Raw genomic sequence first — 13,594 nt, forward strand, 5'->3', positions numbered from 1 at the left:
TTGCCATAAAGGCAAGTCTTCATATACATGACTAACGCATTTCTACCCAGCCGTTTTTAATAGCTACGACAACGGCTTGTGTCCGGTCATTTACATTCATTTTTTGCAGAATATTACTTACGTGGTTTTTCACTGTTTTTTCACTGATAAACAGTGACTCACCGATTCCGCGGTTGCTTTTTCCGTCTGCAAGCATTTGCAGCACTTCACATTCCCGTCTTGTTAATATATGTAATGGTCTCCGAATTTCCGGAAAAACCTCATGCTGAGGATGAGCAGAAACTCCGCTTGTAGCAAGACGGCGGAATTCATTGACAAGATTGTGGGTTACTTTCGGGTGAAGGTAAGAACCGCCCTCGGCTACCACTTTGACTGCTTCAATTAACGTATCCGCATCCATTTCTTTCAGCAGATAACCTCTTGCACCTGTTTTTAAAGCATGTGTTACATAATTTTCATCATCATGAATGGAGAGGATGATCACCTTAGACTCAGGATACAGCTCAACCAGCTGTTTAGTAGCCTCTACTCCATTTACATTCGGCATATTAATATCCATTATGACTACATCGGGATGATAGTGCTCAACAATACGAGCCGCTTCATCTCCATCGTCACCTTCTGCTACCACTTCAAAGGTAGGTTCAAAATCCAGTATTCGCTTTACACCCTCACGAAATAATTGATGGTCGTCGATAATAACAATGTTTACTTTAGTCACACGCTACGCCTCCTTATCCTATTGTTCTATATACGCCGCTGTTCGGTCAATATGTCTTTTGGCTCTATTTAACAGTTTATAGGCCAAGCGACAAAGGAACCTTAATCATGATAAATGTCCCAAGACCTATTTCAGAGTCTATCGTTATTGTCCCTTCAAGCAAATCTACTCTTTCTTTCATTCCAAGCAAACCGAAAGACTTGTTCTTTTTCTGTTTTGCTTCCTTAATATCAAAGCCTTTTCCGTTATCTTTTATGATGAGAATTACAAAATCTGCGGTCACTTCTACTTTAACTGTAATCTCTTCCGATTCCGAATGCTTTAACGCATTTGTGACAGCTTCCTGGGCGAGTCTGAAAAGAGCCACTTCAAACTGAGGGGCAAGCCGCTTGCTTTCCGTATCTCCAATACACTGAAAATGTATTTTCACCTTTCCGTTGTATTCTTCTGTTGTATAAAGATATTTTCTCAGTGTCGGAATCAGCCCCAGGTCATCGAGAGCCATCGGTCTTAAATCATATATAATCCTTCTGACTTCGTAAAGGGCATTCCGCACATTTTGACGGAGATTTCTGATTTCCTGAAAGCCGTCCTCCGTGCCGCGGTCGCGGAAAATCCGTTCAATTAATTCAGATCTCATCATGACATTTGCCAGCATTTGCGCAGGTCCGTCATGAATTTCTCTCGATACTCTTTTTCTTTCTTCCTCTTGGGCTTCTATAATTCTTAAACCGAAATCTTGTTTAGCCTGTGCATCGGCAAGAAGCAGCCCCACTTGACGGAGGTCTTGATTTAAGTAATTGAGAACGACGGTTATTTGGCTGACCAATGATTCTGACCGTTCAATGATTTCCTGAAGGCCCAAAAGCCGGCGTTCTAAATCATCCCTCCGCTCCCGCAGCTGTTTTTCACGCTGCTGGATCATCGTCAATTCCACTTGCAGCTTATGCGCCTTTTCATAGGCATTGCGAATTTCTTCTTCGCTGAATTTATGGAAATTTCTGCTGACCTCTGACAAGCGGTTTCTCGCGTGCCGAGTATGAACTTCAAGTTTATCGCCAAGCTCAATGACTTCGTATACTTGCTGTTTGATCTGTTTCAGTTCCTCGACCAATTGCTCGTATTGCTGGCGCGACTGTTCTCCGATTTGAAAAACCTCGTCCTTGCTCCCGTCCACGGTTTTCAGCATTTTCATGAGTATAGAGTCCAAAACCTTGGAGTCCATCTTCGATTTGTTCATCAGTCTCCCTCCGTAACGGTGTTGTTATGTATTTTTATTATAAATGTAATTGAACTGCAATTTATGTCGAATTATAATGAAAGAATGCGTATATTCTAGAAAAAAACATTTTTATATAGTTTCTTACTCTTTCATGATACCAAAATATGCGCAAAAATTCTAAAGTCTGTTCGAATTTGTAGAAACAAGTCTTATATGCTTGTCAGGAGGGTCAGCAATCATGCTGCACAGCTATTTAACTGTTAAAGAAGCGGGTGAACATGAGATTGTGATTGAAAAATCACGGTTTATCTGCCATTTAAGCCGTGTTGCTTCTGAAACGGAAGCGCAGGAGTTTATTCAAAAGATAAAAAAACAGCACTGGAATGCGACTCATAACTGCTCAGCTTATTTGATCGGAGAAACAGATCATATACAAAAGGCGAATGACGACGGTGAACCAAGCGGCACAGCAGGCGTTCCCATGCTGGAAGTGCTGAAAAAACGGGGGCTGAAAGATACCTGTGCAGTGGTTACCCGGTATTTCGGCGGAATTAAGCTTGGTGCTGGCGGATTGATTCGCGCTTACGGAAAGTCAGTGTCTGAAGGATTAAATCATATAGGGGTCGTGGAGCGGAAGCTGATGCGGGTAATGCATACATCGGCTGATTATACATGGCTCGGAAAGATAGAGAATGAACTGAGAGAATCAGTTTTTTTACTGAAGGAAATCCATTATGCGGAAAATGTCGAATTCGAAACGTACGTTGAAGAAAAAGACAAAGAAGCATTTATCGAGTGGATAACAGAGTTAACGAACGGCAAGAGTGATAATAAAGAGGGAGACCTGACGTATTTAGAAACAGACGTCAATCCTAAAGGAGACTAATGTAATGACTGAACGTGTAAGAGTACGTGTTCGAAAGAAAAAGAAGAAAAGCAAACGAAAGATCATATTCAAAAGAATTCTGCTGCTGCTCACCCTGGTTTTGTTAGTCGCGGCCGGATTTGGCGGATATAAAGTATACAAAACGATCAATGCGGCCGATAATTCCTACGATGCCCTCTCCCGCGGAGATAAGTCAAGGCTCCGGGACGAAGTCATCGACATGAAGAAAAAACCGTTCTCCATTTTGTTTATGGGGATTGAAAATTATGCGACAAGCGGTAAAGGCGGCCGGTCAGATTCCCTTATTGTCGTTACCCTTGATCCGAGAAATAAAACAATGAAAATGCTGAGTATTCCGCGGGATACGCGAGTGACGCTTGCCGGGGATACAACTGGCAAGAAGACCAAAATCAACGCCGCTTTTTCTAAAGGCGGTGCGGATGAGACCGTATCAACCGTTGAAGACTTTTTAGGAATCCCGATTGACAAGTATGTCACGGTCGATTTTAACGGATTTAAGGATGTCATAGACGAGGTCGGCGGGATCGATGTAAAAGTTCCGTTTGATTTTGATGAGATGAGTGACGTCAGCAAAAAGAAACGGATCTATTTTAAGAAAGGCAACATGCATTTGAACGGCGAGCAGGCCCTTGCTTACGCGCGTATGAGAAAGCAGGATAAACGAGGGGACTTCGGCCGTAATGACCGGCAGAAGCAAATCTTAAACGCAATGATCGATCAAATGTCTAAAGCAAGCAATATTGCCAAGATCGATAAAATCGCTGAAAAAGCAAGCAACAATGTGCAGACGAATATTCGTATCACTGAAGGTCTGGCCCTGCAGCAAATTTACAGCGGCTTTACCAGCAAAAAGATTGATACACTGAGCATTACAGGATCAGATTTATATCTAGGCGGAGGCGGAACCGCATCAACGGGCGGAACTTACTATTTTGAACCGGATGCAGCCAACCTCGCGAAAGTACGTGAGACATTGCAGAAACATTTAGATTACCCGACAGGAAGCACGAGCACAGACAATACGACTGATTCGACTTCAGGCAGTACAGGCACTGACAGTACGACTGACTCTACTTCAGACAGTACGGGCACAGGCGGCGCCGCTGATTCAACATCCGGCACCACAAGCACAAACGGAACCGGCAGTTCACAGACAACTGGCGGTACTGGCGATACAAATTCAAACAGCACTTTAGGTTCTTCCTACTGATAAATATGAAGCCCGATCCTTTGTAATGGATCGGGCGATTTTTATATAATAAGAGATAATGAGATTCAAAAAAAAGCAGACCATTATGATCTGCTTTTTCAATTCTTTTTTACCAATCTTTTGTAAAACTTGGTAAATGGTTTAAATTGTTCATTTACTAACCCTGTTACCTCTGCTATGATTTGCATAAATACAATCAATACAAAAATGATAAACAGCGAAAGCCAAATCGTCGCGCTTTTCAGCAGGATTGCACTGATGCTGAAAATGAAGCCTATTAAATAGATGATAATGACCGCCGTGCGGTGAGACAGCCCGAAGGCCATCAGCCGATGATGTATGTGTGACTTATCTGGTGCGGAGATGGGCTGTTTATTTAATATCCGCCTGATCACAGCGAATGTCGTATCAAAAATCGGCACGCCCAGAATGATGATCGGAATGATGATACTGAATAACGTAACACTTTTATAAAGGCCTAATAATGAGAGAACTGAAATGACATACCCCAAAAAGAGTGAGCCTGTATCCCCCATAAATATTTTTGCCGGATGAAAATTATAAAATAGAAATCCGAGTGTACTTCCAATGACAACGAGAGAAAGTGACAGGATGAGGATTTTCCCTCCGGAAAGCGCCATCACGGCGATCGTTGACAGTCCGATAACCGACAGGCCCGCCGCGAGTCCGTCTAATCCGTCAATCAGGTTCATCGCGTTTGTTATTCCTACGATCCACAACACAGTTAACGGGTAAGCGACCCATCCTAATTCTAAACGTTCCGTTAAAAACGGTACTGAGAAAAAGTCCATCTTCAGCCCTGTACTCACAATCATAATGGCAACGGCCAATTGGACGAAGAATTTCACTTTTGCGCTTAATTGGTATTTATCATCAAGGATTCCTAAAATGACAATAATAAACGCGCCTACCGTAATGGCGGTCAACTTATTTTCATTATATATACCGGCTGCAAGAACACCTGCCGCCACGCCGATAAAAATGGCCAATCCGCCCATACGGGGCATTATTTTATCATGTACTTTTCGGTTGCTGGGCTGGTCAACTGCACCTATTTTGATCGCAATTTTTTTTACGATAGGAGTTAGGATTAAAACCGTTAGCAGAGAGACAAAAAACGCAACAACTATGCGAAACATGCGTTCGTCAAGCATAAAGAAGTCTCCTTTGGAATTATATGAAGTCTTTTCTGATATTGAACCGTTCCTTCCATTATAATTCTTACTAGTTATTATAACAAGCTTCATCAAAAAGAAACACGTATAATAAAAAATGCGCCTTCCCTTTTAATGGGAGTGCGCTTTTTTTAAAATGCCCGTGCATTCCATCATATGATGGAATAAAACATTCCAGTCCCGGCGGCGGGCCATTTCACGGCGCAATGCCTGATATGATCCGTGCCGATCTGCTTCTAACAGCTTGTCACAAGCCGAGATAAAGTCTGATGGACCGCTGCCTTCGATGTATTCGTAAACATACTGTTTTTTTATTTTTGCCGTTGAAGAAAGGTTGCAGCCGACAACCGCTTTCCCGGCCGCTAAAAATTCGAAAAGCTTAAGCGGAAAGACTGCATCATTATACGGTGATTTTTTATAAGGCATAACCCCGATGTCTATAAGCTGCATGTACGACGGAACCTCATCCGGCGCGGCCGGTCCCGTCCAAATGACATTCGGGCGGTTCAGAAGTGAAATGAAATCCGGGTCGTCCTCTGCGGTATTCGGCCCCACTAATAAAATCGTCCAATCAGGACGCATGTCTGCCGTCTGTGCCAGCAGTGAGAAATCAAGCTTCGGTTTGATGCCGCCGATGAAGCCGAGAACCGCTCCGTTTCTTCCTTGTAAAATGTCTCGCTCAAGCTCCCTGTTATCCCCTGTAAACAGGTCATATTCAACTCCGTTTTCAATGGTAAATACATTTTGACGCTGATCCGCCAGCTTTTTGCCGACTTCCCGATGGAGGCAGTCTGATGTGCAGGTAATCGAATCGGCACGCTGAATGATTCTCATTTCCGCATGTTTAATGATGTTTCTCCTTACATTTGCCAGAATGCCGGCGCGGCCGTTAATCGGAGCCGCCCATAGGTCACTGCAATCGTAAATGACTTCATCCCACGGATATAGTCCGGACAAAAGCGGAAAGCCGGGGAAAGTATACCATAAACAGCAGCGCACTCCGTCCCCTTCCTTTTTCAGCATCTCTAATAACGGGGAGAGTTTGTGCTTGTAACAAATGTCTGTGTACCTGCCGAATCGAAACATCTTTTTTTGCAGCAGGTCCTTCACCGCAAATTGCCGGATCCCCTGTGAAATGTCTGTAAATGAGCCCTTTTGTTCTTTTGGCGACGGACACACCCAGATGACGCTCTTCGTTTCTTTTTGCCGGGCGAGAAATTCAGCCAGCCTGTGCCGTCTGTACCTCAGCTGGTCATGGCCCCATTCCGCCGCACCGACGATGACATGAATCATTGATTCCACCTTCATCACCTAGCTCTCCGGAACGCCTACAGCCTTTTCATGACTGCGTTTTTCGCATATTGTACAAAGCACCACGAAGCCTTGATAAAATGCAGGCGTTCAATTTCTCTATAGACAAACCATGTTTTTTTGGCGGCTTTCCACTTGTTGCTTGAGATTGAGTTTTGAACCAATCTGTATTCAGACAAGCATTCATTTAAGCCGTAAGCGGTAAATCCTCTTTTTAAGAGAGCAAGCCATGTCGCCAAGTCTTGCCGCGTTCTTATGTCCGGCATTTGAATCTGCCCTGTCTGCTCTCTGTCAATCATGACCGTCAAACATCCGATAATTGTGTTTTTTAAGGCTTCTTCATATGACAGGCTTTCGGGTGCGTGAATCGTTTTGGCAGTCGGTGATCCGTCCTGCTCCATCACACTGTAGCCGGTAAAGGAAAATGCGCAGGCGCGCTCAGACATAAATGCAAGCTGCTTTTGAAGCTTTTCCTTTTTCCACCTGTCATCGCTGTCCAAAAATGCAACATAACGGCCCTGTGCATGCTCGAGGGCTTTATTTCTGGCAGCGGCGGCTCCTCGGTTTTTGTCTAAATAGACTACGCGGATCCGATCATCCTTTTTTTCGTATTGCCGCAAAATGTCTCTCGTTCCGTCGGTTGAGCAGTCATCCGCAATAATCATTTCCCAATGCGGATGACTTTGATCCAAAACTGATTGAATCGTGTCTTCGATGTATTCACTTGCGTTATAAGACGGTGTAATGACAGATACGAAAGGTTTCCAGTTTGTCATGGTCACATCTCCATCGCAGATTTTTAAAAGGACTCTCTAAAAAACTCGGGAATGACAATGAACATAAACGCAATTGCAATACCGATCAAAACGCCCAGAACCGCTTTCTTTTTCGGCGGCATTCCGTGTCCGGCTAATTCATTCGCCGGTTCTGAATTCATGACACTGGCTGCTTTTAAATTGAGCTGTGTGTTTTTCAGTTCGTATAAAAACCTTTCCTTATCTACTTTGGCATCCGCACTTACCGTTTCTCCTTCCAGCGCACCGATGCTCTGCCGAACCACCTTGGCTCTTTTCTCAAACAGCGCTTGATCATTTTTCAGAAAAGCCGCTATGATTGCCCGAAACACCGATTCGGTCTCCTGCTTATTTTGATCGGTGTAGCTGACGGTGACCAGTGCATCCGATTCTGTATTGACGGTAAGTTTACTTTTGACGGCCGCTCTGTCTTCGTCCGTTTTATCAGGCAAGGCCTGCTTTAAAAAGGCATCGCTTGTGATGAGAAGCGGGATTTCCTTTGTATTGTTATAAAGCGGATGATCATAGTTTCCGGCCGCGATCGCTGCTTCTGATGTAAAACTGCTGCTGCCGGTGATTTTCGACGGCAATATATAACCCGCAGCCCCTAAAATGACGGGCAGCGCTATGAGCCAAATGATATTCTTTTTAATACGCCGGGCTATTCTTGTCAACATATCCTTCATCTCGCATCTCCCTGTTTTTCAAAGTTCGCCGTAACGGCAGGCTCCTTTTGTGAACGCCTCAGAATGTTAACCGCCGCAATCACGAGTGAGAGAAATACCCAGTGAAAAAATAAATTCGATACGGAGCTTGGGCTGATGCTGCTTACTAAAAAACCGACCAGTGCCGTGATAAGTCCTTCTGCGATCAGTTTTGACTGATTTCCCAATTTTCTTTCATGAAATTTGTAAAGTGTCCAAAAAAGGTACAAATAGACCGTGAGATAGCCAAGCATAATGAGCAAACCGAAGTTGGCCATCATCTCGACGAGCCAGTTGTGCACCTCGGCTACACCGCCTGTATCATACACAGGTTCCGATGCTAAATAGTAAGACACATTTCCCGCTCCCACTCCGAAGCCGTAAGAATCAATCACATAGTGAAAGGCGTTTTTCAACAGATTTGCCCGCGCCAGGTTGGAAGGAAGCGGCTGATGCGCTGACACAATCTGCGGGGCAAAAAACAAATTCCAAACTGCATTAATGATACGGCCGGCAAATAAAGCGGCAAACGCGGCAGCGCCTGCGGCCGCAAAAAAGACGGCGAGTTTTTTTAACAAGGAAGGCAGCAGAATGAAGATATAAACAGCCGCCCCCGCACAAACGCCGAGCAGGCTCGCACGCGAACCGGTCAAAATGATTAAGTACAAGGCGCTGATCGAAAGAAGGAGACAGACCGCCTTCACATAACCGTTTTTAACGTTTTTGACTGCTGCCGCATACAGAAAGAAACTGATTGACAGAAACGTCGCGAAATCATTTTGATTAAAGAAAACGGACGTCGGATAATGCTGTTTGTACTGCGGCCCGTTATAGAGCGTGGAAGTCGGCAAATGGTGCAGCGTAAAGTGGTTGTAAAAGCCGAGCCCCATGATAAAAACGGTCATCACAAGCCAAATCGTATAAAAAATGACCAGCTGATCCATCTTCTGAATAAACATCACGATGAGATAAATCATAAAAATCCCCATCGCCATTAAAGCTAAATATTTAATGCCGTATGTCACAGACTTTGCCCACAGCAGTGAAACGAGTCCGTATGTAAACCATAAAGCGAAAAACAGCAGGATGCCTTTTACATTCACCCGATTCCATCTGTCGATATGAGTGCGGTTTTTCAGGATGCCGGCAATGTGCAGCCCTCCAGCGGCAATTAATAGGAGCCGGTACAAAAACAAGCTGAAAAACCCGAGATGGATGGCGAAGAAAGCTTGATTTAAAAATGTACAGGCGATCAGTAAATAGATCAGCCCCATAAACATCCGGCCGTTCGTTGTGAAGGCGGATAAAAAAGCAAGTCCGGCTGTACCGATCATAAACACAATCAGCAGGACGGTGATTTTTCCAAAGCTGACATCCGTTTGGACCGCCTCCAGCATGATGAAGATTCCTGCGGTGACAGCGGCAAGCATTACAATGATATGGGCCGCTGAACGTTTGATACTCACATGGCAAACCCCTTTCCAAAACCGGCAGCCGAGCCGCGGCATGCCGAGAGCCTGAACCCTTTTCTATTGTGCCAGTTCTTTCATTTGCCGATCAGCATGAACCGCCGGACGGCCGATTGAATGATAGGTGAATCCGGAAGCCCTCATATAGTCCAGCGGGAAGATATTTCTTCCGTCAATGATGAGCGGCTGTTTGAGCAGCTTCTTGACTTTCTGAAGATCCATCTCCTTCACTTCCGGCCAATCGGTTGTGATTAAACATGCGTCCGCATTGGCTATGGCATTGTACAGCTCTGTGTGATATTCAATGCCGTCCCCTAAAACAGCCGACGCTTCCGGAATCGCGATCGGATCATAAGCTTTAATGTGAGCGCCCTCCTTTTCGAGCCTCGCAATAATATCAAGAGCCGGGGCAGACCGCACGTCATTTGTATTCGGCTTAAAAGCAAGGCCTAATACGGCGATGGTTTTTCCCTTTATATTTCCTGCGGCATTGATCAATTTTTCAGTGATACGTTCCCGCTGCTTTTCATTCGTTTCAATCACGGCTTCCATCATCTTAAACGGATAGTCAGCGGCGTTTGCCATATGCAATAAAGCCGTCGTATCCTTTGGAAAACAGGAGCCGCCGAAGCCGATTCCCGCCTGAAGAAATTTATTGCCGATGCGGCTGTCCAGCCCGACACCCTCAGACACTTTAGAAACGTCCGCCCCGACCCGCTCGCAAATATTGGCGATATCGTTGATAAAGCTGATTTTAGCGGCCAGAAAGGCGTTTGCGGCATATTTAATCATTTCCGCGCTTTCCAGATTGGTTTTTACAATCTGCGTGTGAAAAGGCTCGTGAAGCTCTTCAATGACCGCGGCGGCTTTATCGCTTGTCGCCCCGATTACCGCCCGCTCCATCTGCATCGTGTCGCGGACCGCTGAGCCTTCCCGGAGAAATTCGGGATTGGAAGCGACATCAAACCGATAGTTTCCCTTTGAAGCTTTTCGGATGATATCATAGACGAGCCTTCCCGTCCCGACCGGAACGGTGCTTTTGTTCACAATAATTTTATATCCGTTCAGCTGTTCTCCGATCGTTTGCGCCGCAGCTTTGATATACGTCAAATCCGCTTCGCCCGTCTGTGACATCGGTGTTCCGACGGCTATATAGATGATGTCTGCGTCCTTTACCGCTGACGCAATCCCGGTTGTGAAGGAGAGACGCCCGTTTCTGACATTCTTTTCGGCTAATTCGTCAAGCTCCGGTTCAAATATTGGGATGACTCCGTTTTGTAAGCTTCTGATTTTCGCTTCATTGATGTCGCAGCAAGTGACGTTATGGCCGATTTCCGCAAAACACGTTCCTGATACGAGACCTACATACCCGGTTCCTAATACAGCGATTTTCTTCACAGCTTCATCCCTCTCTCGAAACATTATCCTCTTTCACGGCCCGTTTGATGACGGCCCGGTATCTCTCTTTCAGCGCCTTGGCGTTTTTGCTTGCGTCAAAATGATTGCGGACGGTTTGATACAATTCATCGGCTGTTTCCTGCGTCCAAGCCCCCCCATGTTCATATTGCACAATGGCTTCTGCCAAGGCTTCAGGTGAGCCGGGCTTGATCAGCAAATGCCGATATCTACCGAATAAGGAAGCCACACCGCCTACATCAGTGCAAATCACCGGAATCTTCAGCGCGAGCGCCTCAATGACAACCGTCGGCATCCCTTCACTGTAGGAAGGCAGCGCCAGCATATCTGATGCCAGCAAGTAGTCCTTTATCTTGTCATTCGGCACTTGGCCTGTGATGATGTGCCCCGCCTGCTCCCGCAAGAAAGGTTTGGCGGCTCCGTCACCGACAAATACGGCTTGATATGTGTCATCCAATGACTGAACGGCTTTTGACAAGTCGAACACGCCCTTTTCTTTTACGAGCCTGCCGATGAAAACGATCAGCTTTTTGTCCGGCGGAAGGCCGAGCTGCTTTCTGATGTCTTCCTTTGTCTGCTCCCGTTCTTGAAAGGCATCAAGCGCGATGCCTATCGGGAGCACGGAGCAATCCGTTTCGCTGAGCTTTTGCATCTCTTCCCGAAGCCTGCCGCTGACAGCATATATGTCCGCGGCTCCTTGCACTGCAAGTGTAAATGCCTGATGAGCGCTTTTGCTGTAGTGCGGGTAGACATTGACATCACTGCCGTGCAGTGTCAAAACATAAGGAATTCCCAGCGCCTTCGATACGATGGCGGCAGCTCCGCCTGACGGCATGGCAAAGTGGGCGTGGATCAGCTCGGGCTTCAAACCTTGCCTTCTTATAGCGGAAAGAACCGATGCCGCTATTCTTTTATGAGGCTGCGCCCACTTTAATTGGCCGGGAACAGCCTGATAAAACGGACGGTGTACAGAAATACCTTCCCGCCATTCATGAGCGGGTCTCGCTTCCTTTTTCCGATATGACTTTTTCAGCATCCGAAACGGCGCGGCCAGTTTAGGCCTCGGGCAGATGACGGTCATCTCCGCGCCAAGCTTTCGCAGCTCCTGCGCCTGAGTTTCATGAAAAACGCCTTCTCCCGGTTTCTCAGCGCTCGGATATACACTTGTCATCCACAATACCTTCATAACAAACGCCCTTTTCTTAATTTACTTTTCATCTGCGGATACGCTTTTCCTAAAAGAAATAGATAAAACAACGCGCCGCAAGCCACTGAAATCGCCAGACGAAGCTTCACATCCAAACTGATGCGCTCCGTCCCGAAGCTGGCTGCAAATGCAATGATGCCCATCGCCGCCGTAAGCAGAAACGGTTTTGCCACGGCTTTGAAATAAGCCGACAGCTGCAGCTTAATGACATATGCCAAAAGCCAGCGCCCGATCAGAAAATTCAAGATGCTGATAAAGGCGTACGTCCAGGCTACAGTTAAAAGGTTTCCGGACAGTACGGCTGCGTAAAGAGATGCACCGTACAGCAGCATGACACCAGCGTCCCAATAAAACGCCAGATCCGCTCGCCCTTTTGCCAGCAGTACAGATCCGTTCGGATTCATCAAGACTCTTAAAATGCCGACAATGGCGAGAACGTTTAAAACAGGAACGGCCGCAAGCCACTTTTCTCCGAAAACCGAAGCAACAAACGCATCCGACACAGAGACCAAGCCGAGCAAAAGCGGAAATGACACCAGCGCGAGCATTTTTGTCATATTGAGAAATCCTTCTCTGAGGACGCTGTTTTCATGCTTATTTTTTGCAAAGACGGGAAACGCCACTCTTGTAATAATCGGATTAATCTTTAATACCGGGAGCGTGACAATTTGATAAGCAAGATTATAAATGCCGAGCGCCTCAGCGCCCATGAATCCACCGATCAAAATCATGTCAATGTTCGCCCCAAGCCGGTTCACAAGCCGGGATGACAGCTGAAAGGCTCCGAAAGAAAAGAAGCCTTTCATTCCCCTCAGATCAAAAACAAGCGACGGGCTCCATGTTTGCCTGTATGAAGCCCAATACAGAAGACCTTTGCAGGATTGCAGCAGCACCTGGGAAATCACATATGCGAGAATCGGGTCCATATAAAAAACCGAAACGGCCAAATAAACAAAGGACAGCATATTTGCAAAGATTTCAATTTTACTCAGCGCATTAAATGCCAGCGCTTTTTGAAGCATATACTGATATTGCTGCCCGATCGGAGCGATTAAAAACATAATGGCCAGCACACGGATTAAGTGCGTCAGCTCCTCCCGCCGATAAAAATCGGCGATAAACGGGCTGCTGAAATACAGCAATGCAAACAGCACAATACCTGTCGCGATATTCATCCAGTATAAGGAAGACAGCTGTCTTTCTGTCACATGATCTTTTTGGATCAGCGCAGCGCCAAATCCCATATCAAGCGCAATTTGGGCAAACACCACAACCGTTGTGATCATGCCGACAAGACCGAATTCCGACAATGACATGACCCGGCCAAGCAAGGCAAATTGAATCACCTGTATGACCGTAATACATGCGGTCGAGATACTTGTCCACTTAGCGCCGCTTAAAATTTGATTTGTAATACTAGGCATCGTTTTCCCTACT

12 protein-coding genes are annotated in these 13,594 nt (G+C 45.9%); 2 read left to right on the forward strand and 10 right to left on the reverse strand.

From position 1 onward, the window contains the following. Positions 1–31 precede the first annotated feature (31 nt). Positions 32–721 carry a two-component system response regulator DegU gene (gene degU / locus KY305_RS02210; RefSeq protein WP_223061161.1) on the reverse strand — a complete coding sequence of 230 codons (690 nt, stop codon included), beginning with the start codon at positions 719–721 and terminating at the stop codon, positions 32–34. A 76-nt stretch (positions 722–797) separates the two neighbouring features. Beyond that, positions 798–1,961 (reverse strand): two-component sensor histidine kinase DegS, encoded by a 1,164-nt coding sequence (gene degS, locus KY305_RS02215; protein WP_223061162.1) that lies wholly within the window; start codon positions 1,959–1,961, stop codon positions 798–800. A gap of 220 nt (positions 1,962–2,181) precedes the next feature. On the opposite strand from degS, the gene KY305_RS02220 reads away from it, so the two are divergent. Both KY305_RS02220 and KY305_RS02225 read left to right on the forward strand, forming a co-directional pair. Next, complete coding sequence (locus tag KY305_RS02220) at positions 2,182–2,829, forward strand: YigZ family protein (protein WP_214802502.1); 648 nt, start codon at positions 2,182–2,184, stop codon at positions 2,827–2,829. A gap of 4 nt (positions 2,830–2,833) precedes the next feature. Beyond that, on the forward strand, positions 2,834–4,060 hold the full coding sequence (locus KY305_RS02225) for an LCP family protein (protein ID WP_223061163.1): 1,227 nt from the start codon (positions 2,834–2,836) through the stop codon (positions 4,058–4,060). A gap of 98 nt (positions 4,061–4,158) precedes the next feature. Here the strand turns inward: KY305_RS02225 and KY305_RS02230 are convergent, their stop codons facing one another. From KY305_RS02230 to tuaB, 8 genes are all read right to left on the reverse strand, one after another. Next, positions 4,159–5,235 (reverse strand): glycosyltransferase family 4 protein, encoded by a 1,077-nt coding sequence (locus KY305_RS02230; protein ID WP_223061164.1) that lies wholly within the window; start codon positions 5,233–5,235, stop codon positions 4,159–4,161. A 132-nt stretch (positions 5,236–5,367) separates the two neighbouring features. Next, the gene (gene tuaH / locus KY305_RS02235) at positions 5,368–6,564 is read right to left on the reverse strand and encodes a teichuronic acid biosynthesis protein TuaH (RefSeq protein WP_223061165.1); all 1,197 of its coding nucleotides are present in this window, start codon (positions 6,562–6,564) and stop codon (positions 5,368–5,370) included. 20 nt (positions 6,565–6,584) lie between these two features. Next, entirely contained in the window at positions 6,585–7,343 is a 759-nt protein-coding gene (gene tuaG, locus KY305_RS02240; protein ID WP_223061166.1) for a teichuronic acid biosynthesis protein TuaG, read from the reverse strand. A gap of 23 nt (positions 7,344–7,366) precedes the next feature. Next, positions 7,367–8,047: a teichuronic acid biosynthesis protein TuaF gene (gene tuaF / locus KY305_RS02245; RefSeq protein ID WP_223061167.1), complete on the reverse strand. Its 681-nt coding sequence runs from the start codon at positions 8,045–8,047 to the stop codon at positions 7,367–7,369. Continuing rightward, positions 8,044–9,531 (reverse strand): teichuronic acid biosynthesis protein TuaE, encoded by a 1,488-nt coding sequence (gene tuaE, locus KY305_RS02250; RefSeq protein ID WP_223061168.1) that lies wholly within the window; start codon positions 9,529–9,531, stop codon positions 8,044–8,046. Before tuaE ends, tuaF begins: the two co-directional genes overlap by 4 nt. A gap of 63 nt (positions 9,532–9,594) precedes the next feature. Then, positions 9,595–10,932 (reverse strand): UDP-glucose 6-dehydrogenase TuaD, encoded by a 1,338-nt coding sequence (tuaD, locus tag KY305_RS02255; protein ID WP_223061169.1) that lies wholly within the window; start codon positions 10,930–10,932, stop codon positions 9,595–9,597. Between the two features lie 4 nt (positions 10,933–10,936). Then, a complete protein-coding gene (gene tuaC / locus KY305_RS02260) occupies positions 10,937–12,136 on the reverse strand; it encodes a teichuronic acid biosynthesis protein TuaC (protein ID WP_223061170.1) in 1,200 nt (399 codons plus the stop codon). Further along, entirely contained in the window at positions 12,133–13,581 is a 1,449-nt protein-coding gene (gene tuaB, locus KY305_RS02265) for a teichuronic acid biosynthesis protein TuaB (RefSeq protein WP_223061171.1), read from the reverse strand. Before tuaB ends, tuaC begins: the two co-directional genes overlap by 4 nt. Between the last annotated feature and the right edge of the window lie 13 nt (positions 13,582–13,594).

The sequence above is a fragment of the Bacillus sp. YC2 genome (assembly GCF_019891195.1).
Taxonomy (GTDB): Bacteria; Bacillota; Bacilli; order Bacillales; family Bacillaceae; genus Bacillus.